General features: G+C 43.6%; 12 protein-coding genes. 7 read left to right on the top strand and 5 right to left on the bottom strand.

Features of this window, described 5'->3' with window-relative positions:
- Window positions 1-4: 4 nt before the first annotated feature.
- Both ribF and murJ read right to left on the bottom strand, forming a co-directional pair.
- Window positions 5-940, bottom strand: a complete 936-nt coding sequence (gene ribF, locus G3R49_RS10525; protein ID WP_130601583.1) for a bifunctional riboflavin kinase/FAD synthetase — start codon at window positions 938-940, stop codon at window positions 5-7.
- Window positions 941-1,015: 75 nt separating this feature from the next.
- Window positions 1,016-2,575: a murein biosynthesis integral membrane protein MurJ gene (murJ, locus tag G3R49_RS10520; protein WP_167869615.1), complete on the bottom strand. Its 1,560-nt coding sequence runs from the start codon at window positions 2,573-2,575 to the stop codon at window positions 1,016-1,018.
- Between the two features lie 258 nt (window positions 2,576-2,833).
- On the opposite strand from murJ, the gene rpsT reads away from it, so the two are divergent.
- On the top strand, window positions 2,834-3,097 hold the full coding sequence (gene rpsT, locus G3R49_RS10515) for a 30S ribosomal protein S20 (protein WP_130601579.1): 264 nt from the start codon (window positions 2,834-2,836) through the stop codon (window positions 3,095-3,097).
- Window positions 3,098-3,312: 215 nt separating this feature from the next.
- Here rpsT and G3R49_RS10510 read toward each other — a convergent pair whose 3' ends face one another.
- A complete protein-coding gene (locus tag G3R49_RS10510) occupies window positions 3,313-3,609 on the bottom strand; it encodes a metalloregulator ArsR/SmtB family transcription factor (protein WP_130601577.1) in 297 nt (98 codons plus the stop codon).
- A 134-nt stretch (window positions 3,610-3,743) separates the two neighbouring features.
- On the opposite strand from G3R49_RS10510, the gene G3R49_RS10505 reads away from it, so the two are divergent.
- Window positions 3,744-5,189: a M20/M25/M40 family metallo-hydrolase gene (locus G3R49_RS10505; RefSeq protein ID WP_167869614.1), complete on the top strand. Its 1,446-nt coding sequence runs from the start codon at window positions 3,744-3,746 to the stop codon at window positions 5,187-5,189.
- Window positions 5,190-5,312: 123 nt separating this feature from the next.
- Here G3R49_RS10505 and yaaA read toward each other — a convergent pair whose 3' ends face one another.
- On the bottom strand, window positions 5,313-6,086 hold the full coding sequence (gene yaaA, locus G3R49_RS10500) for a peroxide stress protein YaaA (protein ID WP_130601573.1): 774 nt from the start codon (window positions 6,084-6,086) through the stop codon (window positions 5,313-5,315).
- Window positions 6,087-6,208: 122 nt separating this feature from the next.
- A complete protein-coding gene (locus tag G3R49_RS10495) occupies window positions 6,209-7,645 on the bottom strand; it encodes a sodium:alanine symporter family protein (RefSeq protein ID WP_130603544.1) in 1,437 nt (478 codons plus the stop codon).
- A gap of 843 nt (window positions 7,646-8,488) precedes the next feature.
- Between G3R49_RS10495 and G3R49_RS10490 the strand changes: the two genes are divergently transcribed.
- From G3R49_RS10490 to G3R49_RS10470, 5 genes are all read left to right on the top strand, one after another.
- Window positions 8,489-10,855 (top strand): phosphoketolase family protein, encoded by a 2,367-nt coding sequence (locus G3R49_RS10490; RefSeq protein WP_130601571.1) that lies wholly within the window; start codon window positions 8,489-8,491, stop codon window positions 10,853-10,855.
- Window positions 10,856-11,321: 466 nt separating this feature from the next.
- Window positions 11,322-12,440 carry an OmpA family protein gene (locus G3R49_RS10485; RefSeq protein ID WP_167869613.1) on the top strand — a complete coding sequence of 373 codons (1,119 nt, stop codon included), beginning with the start codon at window positions 11,322-11,324 and terminating at the stop codon, window positions 12,438-12,440.
- Window positions 12,441-12,753: 313 nt separating this feature from the next.
- Window positions 12,754-13,707 carry a transaldolase gene (gene tal, locus G3R49_RS10480; protein ID WP_167869612.1) on the top strand — a complete coding sequence of 318 codons (954 nt, stop codon included), beginning with the start codon at window positions 12,754-12,756 and terminating at the stop codon, window positions 13,705-13,707.
- Window positions 13,708-13,722: 15 nt separating this feature from the next.
- Window positions 13,723-15,360: a glucose-6-phosphate isomerase gene (pgi, locus tag G3R49_RS10475; protein ID WP_167869611.1), complete on the top strand. Its 1,638-nt coding sequence runs from the start codon at window positions 13,723-13,725 to the stop codon at window positions 15,358-15,360.
- 254 nt (window positions 15,361-15,614) lie between these two features.
- Window positions 15,615-15,797, top strand: a complete 183-nt coding sequence (locus tag G3R49_RS10470) for a DUF3545 family protein (protein WP_130601563.1) — start codon at window positions 15,615-15,617, stop codon at window positions 15,795-15,797.
- The last annotated feature ends 16 nt before the right edge of the window (window positions 15,798-15,813 follow it).

The raw sequence follows: 15,813 nt of genomic DNA, 5'->3' as shown, positions 1-15,813 counted from the left end.
TTTATCAACTTGCATCATTGCCAAACAAAGCGCGCGCTTCATTTGCATCATTCAAAATCTGTTTTTTTAGCGCATCAAGCGAGCTAAATGGTTGCTCGTCGCGAATTTTCGCCACCAACTCAACTTCAACTCGCTTGCCATAAAGGTCACCTTCAAAGTCAAAAAGATGAACCTCTAATTGGCATTTCTGCCCTTGCACTGTCGGGCGGTAGCCAACATTCGCTACCCCTTCATATTCATCGCTATCTTGCCAGCGTAGCTTTACCGCATACACGCCGCGAACAGGCACAACTTGCCTTTTTAACGCAACGTTAGCAGTCGGAAAACCTATGGTGCGGCCAATCTTTTGCCCGTGGGCCACGCGGCCACTTAACATATAAGGATGACCTAGCAAACGCCTTGCTTGCTCAAGGTTTCCTAATGCTAATTGCTCGCGCACCGCCGTTGAACTAACACGCTGCGAACCAACTAAAAAGCTTTGTGTACTCACCACAGTAAAACCGAACTTGGCCCCGGCATGTACTAACATTTCAAAGTTGCCTTCGCGGCCTTTGCCAAAGCAAAAATCGTCGCCGACTACTAGGTATTTAACCCCGAGCTTTTTTACCAATAAGTCTTCGATAAATTGATCGGCAGGCTGCTGGGCAAACGATGGCGTGAAATTCACACAAATTAGGCGCTCAATACCTAATTCATCAAGCAAACTAATTTTGTCGCGCAACAAGCTTAATCGAGCAGGCGCTTTGTCACCTAAGAACAACTCTCGAGGCTGTGGCTCGAATGTCATTAGCATCGCGGGCAATTGAAAGTGTTGGGCTTTTTCCACCAAATTTTTAATCACTTGGGCGTGGCCACGGTGCACTCCGTCGAAGTTACCTATGGTAAGCACACAACCATGATGTGATGGTGAAATATTGTGTATGCCGCGAATTAATTCCATTACACCTAGATTCTAATTATTTCAAATCGGCAGATTATATACCCAAACCGAGCCATACATAAAGGCACAAGCACATTAAACCGCCTGCTTAAGGTGCCTAATTCTTACCCCAAAAGCGACTAAGCTTAATAAGTATACAGTCGCACCACCTATAATAAGTGCGCCAAGAGTCAACGCCCGTTGGGAAAATGCCCAATCAAGCCACTGTAGCTCGCTAGGTAAATAGTAAACAATGACTGCAACCATTACCGCAGTTGCACTCATAACCTGAAGTGCAAACTTCAATGTAGAGGCGTTAATTTGGTACACGCCGAGTTTATGCAAACCTCGATAAAGCATGGCTGCATTTAGTAACGCTGATAAAGATGTCGCAATCGCCAAGCCAACATAGCCAAAAGGAATGGCAAAAATCAGGTTAAAGCCCATATTACTAATCATGGCGATAATGCCATAGCGCACCGGCGTTTTGGTATCTTGTCGCGAATAGTAGCCAGGTGCCAATACCTTGATCATCATAAAGCTCAATAAGCCGGTGCCATAAGCCATTAGGCTGTAAGAAGCCATTTGGGTGTCTTCAACAGTAAACGCGCCGCGCATAAATAGCACCATTAGCATAGGCTGAGCTAACACAATGAGTCCCATCATCGCAGGTGCACCCAACAATAGAATAGCTTTAATGCCCCAATCCATTGTGTGCTTAAACGCTTCCCCTTCAGCATTTACGTGCTTTTTAGACAACGCAGGCAAGATAACCGTGGCAATTGCGATACCAAATAATCCAAGCGGAAACTCAAGTAAACGGTCTGAATAATACAACCAACTGATCGAACTAGACATTAAAAAGCTGGCGATGAAAGTATCGAGTAATAAGTTTATTTGCGACACCGACACGCCAAATAGCGCGGGGATCATTAAGGTCTTAATTTTTACAACACCAGGATGATTCCAGCCCCAACTTGGCTTTACTAGTGCTTTTTCACGCGCCAGGAAAGGAATCTGAAACAAAAACTGCACTAAACCACCCACAAAAACACCCCAGGCGAGGCCAATTTCAGGGCTCTGCAGCGTAGGGGCGTACCATATGGCAAATGCAATAATTGAAATATTCAAGAAGACAGGAGTAAAAGCACTAACAGCAAAACGACCACGGGTATTTAAGATACTGCCAGCCAGCGCGGTAAACGTAATAAACCAGAGGTAGGGAAAAGTGATTTTTAGCATCAACTGCGCTTGCAGGTACTTGTCGGCTTCTGGCCCATCATTAAGCCACTCCATAAACCAACCACCGCCAAATAATGCGGCCAAAATTGGCGATCCAATAACACCAAATAAAGTCACAATAGAAACAAGTAGCCCTAATGTCCCCGCCACTTTACTGAGCAACTCACGGGTTTCTTCTGCCGTGTGTTTCTCTTGATACTCGGTTAAAACTGGCACAAATGCTTGCGCAAATGCGCCCTCAGCAAACAATCTGCGCAGAAAATTAGGGATTTTATTAGCAAAAATAAATACGTCAGCTTGACTGCCCGCTCCCATTAAGTTGGCAATAACAACATCTCGGATCAAGCCAAGAACCCGAGAAATCAGCGTCATCGAACTGACTATCATCCCTGATTTAAACAATTTTTTGCTCAATTGGCCTCCACCATGATGCGAATGCTTCAAAAAATAATCGAATTTATGACAAATATTGCTTTCCAACCCTGTCCCGCGAGCGCAAGAGCTGGTAGAATTGCGCCACATTTTACACGAGTTGGGTTGAAGATAAGCATGCTCGAGTGAATAATTTGTTGATATGACGATTATTCCAACATAACCATTGACAAAATGGTTAAAAGCAGGCATATTCCTCGGCCTTTAAAAGTATCAAATCCAGTTTTTAGGAGTTGCACCTTGGCTAATAGCAAGTCTGCAAAGAAGCGCGCGCTTCAATCTGAAAAGCGTCGTCAGCATAACGCAAGCCGTCGCTCTATGTTACGTACTTACGTTAAAAAAGTTATCGCTGCTATCCAAAGCGGTGACCACAAAGCGGCTACCGAAGCGTTCGCAGTTGCACAACCAATTGTTGACCGTATGGCGACTAAAGGCCTTATTCACAAGAATAAAGCTGCTCGTCAAAAAGCGCGTCTAAATGCAAAAATCAAAGCTCTTGCTTAATTTTTGTTAATAAATGCAAAAAACCGACTTTATAGTCGGTTTTTTTTTGCCTGTTTTTTGCCCTATACCTTGCTCAACAGCAGTTTTAAGCGTTAATACGAATAGGGCTAATATCCCAACCATAAAAAAACGCCTCAATATGCTGTGGCTGATCCACAGGTATCAAGGCGCTAATAGCGGGTTAATTAGCTTAAAAAAACGATTCCTTTATAATACTAATGGCAGTACATGTTATCCAAAACTTGGATTAACTCGCGAACCTCGGAACTTTTCAGGGAATAAAAAACCGTTTGCGCTTCTTTACGAGTACAAACGAGATCGTCTTTTCTTAACCACGCTAAATGTTGAGACAAAGCTGACTGGCTTAAACCTAGTTTCTTGTTCATCTCACCTACACACATTTCCCCTTCGTTCAATAAATGGCACAAAATAAACAGTCTGCGCTCGTTGGCTAATGCTTTTAACAACACGACGGCAGAATCTGCTTGCTGCTGCATTTTTTCTATGTTCATGACTTTCTTCTATCTCCTCAACTAACCCAAGCCTAATATAGCGTTACCTTAAAAATAGAGTCGGGACATGAAGCACACTTTTTGTTAGATTGTAAAAAAAAGTGAGACTTAGATAATAAAATGAAAGGAAAATCATGAAACACAATGCTTTTGTAGTCCTATCAGTGCTCTTTTTAGGCCTTACGGTTGGTTGCCAACACCCTAGTAACACTTCTGACAATACATCTAGAAGCCAAATAACAAACCAAACATCGCAAAATGCGCTTGTTAATCAAGAATTGGCTCAAAAAGCACTAAATTCTAATTTAGCGTATGATCTTGTTGAATCACTTACCGTAGAGGTAGGCCCGCGTTTAGCTGGCACAGACAAAGACCTTATTGCAGTAGAATGGGCGATGAAGAAACTTAATAGCCTAGGTTTTGACAAAGTCTATAAAGAAGCGGTGCAAGTCCCTGTTTGGGAGCGCGGCTATGCTAACGCCAGTATTACAGCCCCATTTGCTCAACCTTTAGTTATTACTGCTTTAGGTGGTAGTGTTGCCACACCAAAAGGTGGTATTGAAGCTCAAATCGTTCGTTTTGATAGCCTAGCTGCACTTGAGGCTGCCGACCCTAGTTTAGTTAAAGATAAAATCGTCTTCATCGACCACAAGACAGAGCGCCACCGCAATGGTAAGGGCTATGGCATGACAGTGGGTGGACGTTCAAAAGGCGCAGTGGCGGCTGCTAAAAAAGGCGCTGTTGCTATTGTGATCCGCTCAATCGGTACCGACAGTGACCGTATGGCACATACAGGTGTGATGCGCTACCAACAAGGCGTTGCAAAGATCCCTGCTGCCGCCATGTCTAACCCTGATGCTGACCTAATCAATGCCATGTTAAAGCGCGATAGCAAGATTACGTTAGCGTTAGATATGTCGTCTAAAAACTTGGGCACAGCGACTTCATACAATGTGATTGCCGAAGTCACTGGTAGCAGTAAACCTGATGAGATTGTACTCATTGGTGCTCATCTAGATTCATGGGATGAAGGTACAGGTGCAATTGATGATGGAGCGGGTGTCGCTATTGTGACTGCCGCAGGCAAACTAATCCAAGATTTACCAAAAAAACCAGCTCGAACCGTACGCGTAGTGTTATACGCTGCAGAAGAGATTGGGTTGATTGGTGGCAAAGCTTACGCAAAAGCTCATGAGCAAGAGTTAGCTAAACACTATATCGCTGCTGAATCTGATTTTGGTGCTGGCAAGATTTACCAGCTCGATGTCAAAGTTAACCCACAGGTCTTTGAGCAAGTGTTGGCAGAACATCATGGAATGAAAGCCGTCGGTGTAGAAATGGGTAACAATAAAGCCTATGGTGGCCCTGATGTGTCTATGCTACCTAACTATGGCGTGCCAGTGGCATCATTACGTCAGGACGGTACCGATTACTTTGACTACCACCACACTCCTAACGACACGTTAGACAAAATCGTGCCAAGCGCACTTGCACAAAATGTTGCCGTATACGCTCAGTTTGCTTACACCATGGCACAATCTGAAATAGATCTGCGCCCTATTCCGGCCAAGGCTAAATAATTTTCGGGCAGCTAAGGGGTAAAGCTGGTTAGTTAACTTCAATTACCTTGTCTCGACCTAAAACAAAAACGCCTTGTGTCTTCACAAGGCGTTTTTAATTCACTCAGAGTTAAAAGTTTGAAACTAACGCTCTTCACGCAGAAAAACAGGCTCTAACTCAGTTGATTGCTCGCTTGAGTAATAGTATCCGTCGACATCAAATTGCTTTAACTGCTCAATATCGGTTAGCTGATTATCCACAATATAGCGCGCCATTAACCCGCGGGCTTTTTTAGCGAAAAAGCTAATAACCTTGTACTGACCTTTCTTACAATCTTTAAATACAGGCGTGACAATCTGCCCTTTCACCAGCTTTGGTTTAACTGCTTTAAAATACTCATTTGAAGCAAGATTAACCAATATGTCATCGCCTTGCTCAGCCAATGCCTGATTCACTTCATCGGTAATAACCTCACCCCAAAACGCATATAAATTCTTACCGCGTGGGTTTTCCAGTTTTGTCCCCATTTCTAAACGGTATGGCATCATCAAATCCAGCGGTTTCAACAGTCCGTATAAGCCAGAAAGAATACGCAAGTGCTTTTGCGCTGATTGCTGCTGCTCATCGCTCAGGCTATCAGCGTCAAAGCCTGTGTATACGTCACCACGAAAAGCAAACACGGCTTGCTTAGCGTTAGTAAGATTAAACTCAGGTTGCCAGTCACCAAAGCGCGCCACGTTAAGGGCTGCAATTTTATCGCTGACCTTCATCAATGATGCGATATCAGCAGGAGATAACTGTTTACACACATTAATCAACGCCTGACTGTGCTCCAATAACTTAGGCTCAGTGTAGGCCTCAGTAATAGCTGGATTGTCGTAATCCAACGTTTTAGCTGGTGAAACCAATACCAACATGGCGGGAAACTCCGTTTATAAATAATGGTTAGATGATACTGAAATTCCATAAAAAAACCATGCAATCAATGCATGGTTTTTTAGATTAGCTTAACTTGTATTTTAAATAACTAACGCCGGGCTCAAGGTTTTGACTGCGCGTTAATCTTAGACCAAACGTTGTCTTGACCTTCTTCTTGAAGCTCAGGGAACTTAGTCACGTCAAACTTAGGCTCTAAGCCTTGAGAGACTTGTTCGCGGTAATCTTTAATCACGCGGATAGCAAGACCAGAAAGTAGGATCAGCGCAACGATGTTCACCACGGCCATCAGTCCCATCGATACGTCAGCTAAATCCCACACTAAACCAATCTTAGCGACTGCACCAAACATCACCATACCAAGCACTAGCAATCTAAATACTGGCAGTGCCTTTTTACTATTACCAGACAGGAACATAACGTTGGTTTCTGCATACGAATAGTTAGCAATAATTGAAGTAAAGCAGAACAATAGAATTGCGAATGCAATGAATGCGCCGCCCCAATCACCAACATGACTAGTTAGCGCGGTAATGGTTTTAGCAATGCCATCGTCGCTGCCCGCTACATCACCAGACAGTAAAATAATTGCAGCAGTAGCCGTACAAATAACGATAGTGTCAAAGAACACGCCCATCATTTGCACATAACCTTGTGACGCTGGGTGATTTGGGTTTGGCGAAGCACTTGCCGCTACGTTTGCTGCGCTACCCATACCCGCTTCATTGGAGAATAAGCCACGTGCAATACCTGACTGCATAGCTTGTGCGATAGTATAAGCAACACCACCAGCAGCCGCTTCTTGCCAGCCAAATGCACTGTTTATGATGAGCATAAATACATCAGGTAGTTTCTCAATGTTCATCAGCACCACAACCAGTGCAATACCAATGTAAATCATCGCCATGAACGGCACGATAAGCTCAGAGACTTTAGCTACTTTACGCAGACCACCAGTAATGACAAAAGCACTGGCAATGACAATCACAATACCCACATAAAGTGGCTCAAACTCAAATACTTGGGTCATTGCTCCTGTAATGGTGTTTGCTTGAACAGCATTAAAAACTAGACCGAAAGCAATAATCAAGAAGACAGAGAATAATGACCCCATCCAACGTTGACCAAGGCCCTTCTCCATATAATAAGCTGGACCACCACGATACTGGCCTTCGCCATCTTTAACCTTGTATACCTGAGCCAACGTTGACTCGATCATTGCCGTTGCCATACCAAGCACGGCAATAGCCCACATCCAAAATACTGCACCAGGACCACCAGCTCCAATCGCTACCGCTACACCGGCCATGTTACCCGCACCCACACGAGCAGCCATACTTGTACAAAAAACCTGGAATGAAGATAAACCGTGTTTACCAGGACGGCGACTAATAGAAAGGACTTTTAAGCCGTGTCCAAAATGAAGGAGCTGAATAAAGCCAAGACGAATAGTGAAATATAAACCACCACCAACTAGGCCATAAACCAATAACTCACCCCAAAGCAAGCTGTTCAAAAAATTTACTGCTGTTTCTAACATCAACATAATGATTAACGTATTCCTTCGAATAGTTTACTCACACCCAAAAAGCACAGGCTGTGACAAGCTATCTTTATTATTTTTGAATTTATTACGTATGCGCTGCACTAAATTATTTGGGCTTTAGTCGGTGTGAATTTACTCACCAAGCGCAATTAACCAACATACATTGGTATGATCCAACGCTTAAACCAAAATAGTTTAGTGCTTATTAAATTAGTCACAATCGTTAAGACTAACATTTTCTTGCTAGGGTCTGCTTATCTTTCAAGATTATTTTTGCAGCTGCTTGTTGGAAGTTAATACAAGGCAACGACTTTGATGTTTGGTTGTTCCACATGATAAGTCGTTAACGCTGCAGAAATGACAACAAGCGCTGCCTGAAGAGTTCGTTTAAAGCACATACGACATAGCAAAGAAAACTTTGTTGCGAGCCCTGTGGTTACAAGCCAGAGGTGTAGATAACTAGACGTCATCGCCCGCGCAGCGATTAAAGTGCTTTAATTCGAACAAATTCTAATCAGCAAAGATGAACAGACCCTAATAAAAATTCTGCTTAACAAATGCGCGTATGTCCTAATCGGCGCCAGAAACTATCACAATTACAAATTTGTGCAGAGTGATCTTGATCACATCCGGCAATTTCTTAACCAAGCACCAACTGAACCGTACCAAGTAACTTGCAATGTTATTCAACAAGTTAACTAATGTTTAACTCAAATAACGAACTAGGTAAAAGAAATGTAACCGCAGAATATTGACTCTGATCACTTTATTAACAGACAAATAAGAATACAGTGTTCTCAATACAGAATTAATACATCTACTCGCATTGAGGCTACTATGGCAACTGCTCAAGAAATCACTTCATTGAAGAAACTAGTTAGAGCAACTAACTTCCTCGCAACGTCACAAATCTACCTAAAGCAAAACGTACTGTTTAAGCGTCCACTTAAACACAGCGATATCAAGCCTAGACTATTAGGTCACTGGGGAACCTGTCCAGGGATCAACTTTGTCTACGCCAACGTAAACCGTCTGATTGTTAAACATCAACGCGACTTCCTCTATCTAGTAGGTCCTGGTCATGGCTTCCCCGCAGTTCAAGCGAACCTGTTTATCGAAGGTTCGCTTAGCCACTTTTATCCAGAAACAATTCCTTATGATGAATCGGGAATTGAAGATATTTGTAAGAAGTTCTCAGCGGCATATGGCTACCCGTCACACGCCAACCCTGAAGCACCAGGGCAAATTCTTGAGGGTGGTGAACTCGGTTACTCGCTATCTGTAGCCTGGGGCGCGGTACTTGATAACCCAAATCTAATCGCCGCATGTTTAGTTGGTGACGGTGAGTCTGAAACCGGCCCATTGGCGGCGTCATGGTATGCCAACCGATTAGTTGACCCAGCAACAAGCGGCGCCGTATTGCCAATCGTGCACATCAACGGATATAAGATTTCAGGCCCAACTCGAATGGGGCGCATGAGCCACGAGGAACTTGACCTTGAATTTAGAGGTTTAGGTTACCACCCAATCATCGTCGATGATGAGCTAGAGCAAGATGTCTATGAGCAAATGGCACAAGCGATGGATCTTTCATACCAAATGATCGATGACATTCAAACACGTGCTCGCAATGGCGAAGATATTGTTAAACCACGCTGGCCTGTCATTCTTATGCGCACCGCTAAGGGCTGGACCGGTACATCCGAATTTAACGGTGAAAAGCTTGAGGGTAACTGCGACTCGCATCAGGTTATCGTCAATAAATGTGCTAAAGACCCAGCGCACTTACAAGCACTCAACGATTGGCTAGCAAGCTACAAGTTTGATGAGCTCTACAATATAGATGACAACGGCAACCTGCAGTTCGACGCTGATATCGAATCATTAATTCCACCAAAACAGCTTTGTTGTGGTCGTCAGCACTTAAGCTATGGCGGTGAAGTGGTGCGCGCATTAGCTCAGCCTGATTTGAAAGCACTGAGCTATGGGCCAGAAACACCACGCGGAACACGTGGCTTATCTATGTATAAGATGGGTGAGTGGATGCGAGATGCATTCAAACTAAACCGTGACCAACGTAATTTACGTATTTTCAGCCCAGACGAGACCTATTCAAACCAGCTACAAGCAGTGTTTGAAGAAACCTCGCGCGCTTGGCAATGGCCAATTGAAAGCTGGGATAAAGACATGTCACGCGATGGTCGTGTTGTTGAGCTGTTATCTGAAAACTTACTTTTTGGCATGCTGCATGGCTACACGGTAACAGGGCGTCATGCCATGTTCCCAACCTACGAGGCATTCTCACAAGTGGTTTCGTCAATGGCTGACCAGTACTGTAAGTATGTCTATGCCAGCCAAGGCGTGCACTTCCGCAAACCGGTTCCATCTTGCAACGTGGTGCTATCATCTTTGCTAGAGCGTCAAGATCATAATGGCTACTCACATCAGAACCCTTCTTTCTTGGGCGCGATGTTAGAGAAACACCCGGATATTATCTCAGCGTACCTGCCGGCAGATGGTAACTCGACACTAACTTACACCGAGCGCGCATTTGCCGACAGAGATAAACTCAACATTATTGTCGCGGGTAAGAAAGATCTACCACAATGGCTGACACTCGATGAAGCACGCAAGCAAACCAAAGATGGCATTATGGTTTGGGACTTTGCATCAGATGACAACCCAGACGTGGTACTCGCAGGCTGTGGTGACTATGTCACTCAGGAATGTCTAGCGTCGCTGGTATTGATCCGCGAACTACTACCTCGCGTTAAGGTACGTTTTGTTAGCGTGACTGAGCTTAACAGTAATGGTTTAGGCAGCCGTAAGTTCCAGGAAAAGCCTTGGCGTATGGATGACATCTTCACTGAAGATAAAGGTGTGGTATTCAATTACCACGGCTATCCAAACACAATTAAGAAACTCGTGTTCGATTATAAGGGTAGCCACAGGTTCCGTATCAAGGGTTATGAAGAAGAAGGCTCTACCACTACACCATTTGATATGGGCGTACGTAATGGTACATCTCGCTACCACTTAGTTATCGACATGGCCTACAAACTGTTCCAGCAAGGTGTGATTGACGAAACCCAACATGTATCAATTACCACCGACATGCTGCAGCGCCTAGTCGAGCACAGAAACTACATCAAGGAGCATGGTGTCGACCCTAAAGAAATTGAAAACTGGGTGTGGACGCGCTAATCGCTAAACTGCGGAGCTAAGCAAAACCGCTACCCAAAAAGTGAGTCAAACCCAATAAGCCACCTCTCCCTTTTATATGGGTCAGGTGGCTTATTTTCTAATGCACGTTTCTATTACACTCTCCAACAAGCAAATACACTCACCACATTCAAATCACAATAAGTTATCAGGCTTCCCATAAAACCTAGGAAACAAACCTAAACTTATGATTTCTCTGCCTACTAAATCGAAGCTAAGAATCCGTCTAAACCAGCAAGCAAACTGACAAATATATGTCAAAAACATTAAATTTGACGACTTTTTGTTACTTTTAAGTTTAAAACTCTGGAAAAACACCTGTTTAGCGACCATAATTGCGCCGTCAGCTAGAATCATAAAAGGATCACCACACTAAGCGCTGGCAATGCATTCTGAACACCTTGTTTTATATGCATATTGGTGAAGTAAAATCACAATGGACTTAAATATGATGAAGAACACATTAAAAGTAGTATTACTCACCTCGATCTTACCTTTTGCAGCTAGCGCAGAAACTGAGCTATCACCTTGGTATGTAGGTGCTGGTTTAGGGGTAAACAATTACGAACCTAACTGCGACCAAAAAACCATGAAAATCTGTGGTGAAGACTCTCCATATGCGTGGGATGTTTTCGGTGGTTACATGTTTTCAGATAACTTTGGTGTAGAGCTAGGTTACCGCGACCTTGGCATGGCTGAATGGACCGACTACAACAACAAGCGTAACGATGCTGGTGCACGTGGTATGACTGCAGGCTTAGTTGCAGTAGTGCCATTTGCTGATGGTTGGAGCGTGTCAGCTGAAGCAGGTGCAATGAACTACCTGTTACGCAACAAGAAAAACTACAATACTGAATACTACAGTGACAGTGGTATTGCGCCTTATATTGGTGCAGGTATCGGCTATATGGTAACTGAGAACATGAAGTTACAAGCAAAATACCGCCGCTATGAAAACCTAGATGACGATGCATTTAAAACACTTGAAATGCAAAGTAACTACTGGGGTTTAGAACTAAGTTACCGCTTTGGTGCTAAAGCAAAACCAGCTCCAGTAGCTGCAGCCCCAGTAGTAGCGGCTGCAGCAGCACCGACTGATTCAGACAATGACGGTGTAATGGATGATGCAGATCGCTGCCCTAACACACCTGCAAATCATAAGGTTGATGCTAACGGCTGCAGTATCTATGAAAACGTGACAGAACAGCACGACTTAGGTGGCATTCTGTTTGATAACAACTCATCTGTTATCAAACAAGCGTCATACGCTGAAATCGAAAAACTCGCTAACTACCTAAACCGTAACCCAGAGCACACAGTGTCTATTGAGGGTCACGCTTCTAACGTAGGTAGCCCAGCTTACAATATGACACTTTCTGAAAAACGCGCTAAAGCAGTAGCAAACGCGCTTTCTGAAAAATACGGTATCGACGCTAGCCGCGTGCAATCAGTTGGCTATGGCGTTACTCGCCCAATCATGGAAGGCAGCTCAGCAGAAGCAAACCGCCAAAACCGTCGTATTGAAGCGATTGTAACCAGCACTGAGAAACGTCCAGTACTAAAATAAGCATAAGCTTAGCCTTAATATTGGTCTAAGAAATAGCTAAAAAGTTGAGCCGCCCAGCAATGGGCGGCTTTTTTATTTAGCAAACAAAACTATTACGGCTAATATGCTGTTTTGTTTACGGTTTATTATCGACAAACTTTCAAAACTTGGTCAATGACGACATATTTTTGATAATTTAGCTACAATATTATTAATTTTTAGCGCAAAACTGCGTTATTTTTCGTAATTTTTTTACAAATTTAGTTGGATTCACTACCAAAATGGCTTCTAATAAGACATTGCAAATTTGTCACTCTTTTTGAGGAAATTGTTCATGGAAAACTCACTCAATCAATTAAAAGCACTGACCACTATTGTGGCAGACACAGGTGATATTGAAGCGATTAAACGCTACCAGCCTGAAGATGCGACCACCAACCCTTCTCTTATCTTAAAAGCCGCCCAGATCCCTGAATATGCACCACTAATTGACGATGCAATTGCATGGGCGAAATCGCAAAGTGATGATGCCGCTAAACAGGTAGAAGATGCAGGTGACAAACTTGCAGTAAACATTGGCGTTGAAATTTTAAAGATCGTGCCGGGTCGTATTTCAACAGAAGTGGATGCACGTCTATCTTTCGATAAACAAGGTTCTATCGACAAAGCCCATAAACTAATCAAGCTATATCAAGATGCGGGCATCGATAAATCTCGCATTCTAATTAAGTTAGCGTCAACATGGGAAGGTATTTGCGCAGCTAAAGAATTAGAGCAACAAGGTATTAATTGTAACCTAACCCTACTATTTAGCTTTGCACAAGCTCGCGCATGTGCGGAAGCGGGTGTGTACCTCATCTCACCTTTCGTTGGCCGTATTCTAGATTGGTACAAAAAGAACACTGGCGAAAGCTACACAGCACAGACCGACCCAGGGGTTGTTTCTGTTACCGACATTTACAACTACTACAAGCTCCACGGTTATAACACAGTTGTTATGGGCGCAAGTTTTAGAAACACAGGTGAAATTATTGAGCTTGCGGGCTGCGATCGCTTAACCATAGGCCCTGCCTTACTTGAAGAACTTGCTAACTCAGATGCACAGGTTGTGCAAAAGCTAAGTGCTACAAGCGAAACCAAAACTGCGCCATCACCATTAACTGAGGCAGAGTTCCGCTGGGCATTCAACGAAGATGCAATGGCAGTTGATAAACTGGCAGAAGGTATTCGTAACTTTGCTATCGATCAAAACAAGCTAGAAGAGATGCTAAAACAGAAGTTAAGTTAAACAAGGAATGTGCTAATGACACAACTTACGACCAGTCCAATTTGGCAACAAATAAAAAATAATACTCAGTCATTGCCACATATGCGTGAACTGTTCGCGCAAAACCCGCAGCGCTTTGAGCAAATGAGCCTGTCAGAGTGCGGTCTGATGCTTGATTACTCTAAAAACCGCGTAGACGCTGATACGTTGTCGCTACTATTTAAGCTTGCCGAGCAAGCAAACCTTAGCGATAAAATTAGCGCCATGTTTAATGGCAACAAAATAAACAATACCGAGCAGCGCGCCGTGCTACACACAGCGCTGCGAGCGCCAGCTACCACAAGCATCAATCTTGACGGCAACAACATCGTTGATGAAGTTCAACAAACGCTTAGCAAAATGGCTGAGTTTGTTGAGCAAGTACAATCAGGAGCTTGGTTAGGTTACACAGGTAAATCAATAACTGACATCGTCAGCATTGGTATTGGCGGCTCATTTTTAGGGCCAAAGATTGTCACCCAGGCGCTACGCCCATATTGGAGCAAGCAGCTTAACTGCCATTTTGTTGCCAACGTAGATGCCACCTCCATTTGTGAAAAACTAAAAGGCCTAAACGCTGAGACAACCTTGTTTGTTATGTCGTCTAAATCCTTTGGTACTCAAGAAACCCTGACCAACACGCTTAGCGCTAAAGACTGGTTTATTAACCAAGGTGGTAGTCAGCAAGATATTGCCAAGCACTTTGTCGCAGTTACCTCTAACGTCGCTAAAGCCACTGAATTTGGAATGGACGCTAACAACATTTTCCCTATGTGGGACTGGGTTGGTGGTCGTTACTCACTGTGGTCAGCGATTGGTTTACCTATTGCGCTGCTTATTGGTATGGACAACTTTAAAGCCTTATTGGCTGGCGCTTATGATATGGACAAGCACTTCGCAAGTGCGCCATTAGCGCAAAACATGCCAGTAATTATGGGGATGTTGTCGGTACTTTATGGCAACTTCCATAACGCCCAGTCACATGTCATCTTGACTTACGATCACTACCTTCGTGGTCTACCTGCTTATTTTCAGCAGCTAGATATGGAAAGCAATGGTAAGTCAGTGACCCTAAATGGCACTGACGTTGACTACTCAACAGGCCCAGTAATTTGGGGTGGTGAGGGCACTAACGGTCAGCATGCTTACCACCAACTCTTGCACCAAGGTACGGCGTTAATCCCGGCTGACTTTATTATGCCAATTCAAAGTCACAACCCATTGGGAGAGCACCATAATCAGCTTGCATCTAACTGTTTTGGTCAAACCCAGGCGTTGATGCAAGGGCGCACTTATGAAGAAGCATTAAGCGAACTTGCTAATACCAGCCTGCCTGATGAACAAAAGCAGTTGATCGCTAAGCACAAGGTGATGGAAGGCAATAAGCCGAGCAACACATTACTGATGGATAAGCTGACTCCAACAACGCTTGGTGCACTGATTGCGCTATATGAACACAGAACTTTTGTTCAGGGTGCAATTTGGGATATTAACTCATTTGATCAATGGGGCGTTGAGCTAGGGAAAGTGCTCGGTAACGATGTGCTTGAGCGAATTGGCGCAGCGTCAGATGCTAACGAGCTAGATGCTTCAAGCAATGCGTTAATCAACCTATTCCGCAGTGGTAAAATCTAACCAAGCCAATCTTCCAATCACTTTGCTCTGCGTAAATGGGACAAAAATAAGTGATTAATTCTAAAGAGTCAGCAAATGCTGGCTCTTTTTGTATAAATACCCATCAGCTTTAGCGCTTTGTGCCAAATTACTGTGTAAAATCTTCATCAAAACGCCTTCAACTGTTAACAAAAGTGAAACATTGATATTGCAGACTATTGGTGAAATATGATACTTATTTGCATAGAGACATCATAATAACAAGGGAGGTTACCATGGATCGTTTAGATTATGGTGGTGCGCTAGAAGAAGTTGTTGAGAAACCAACCCGTACAAGAAGTTCGAGTAAAAAGCGTAAATGGCGTGAGATTGAGGCCATTAAAGACAAACAACGCCTACTCAAGGAATTACAAGATATTGATAATTCTTTTGATTTGGATATTAATACCATCATATAGAAAGTATTAACTTCAG

This window comes from Shewanella sp. WXL01 (assembly GCF_012263345.1).
GTDB classification, from domain to species: domain Bacteria; phylum Pseudomonadota; class Gammaproteobacteria; order Enterobacterales; family Shewanellaceae; genus Shewanella; species Shewanella maritima.
The sequence above is the reverse complement of the archived record's forward strand: the minus strand, read 5'-3'. Positions and strand labels throughout refer to the sequence as shown.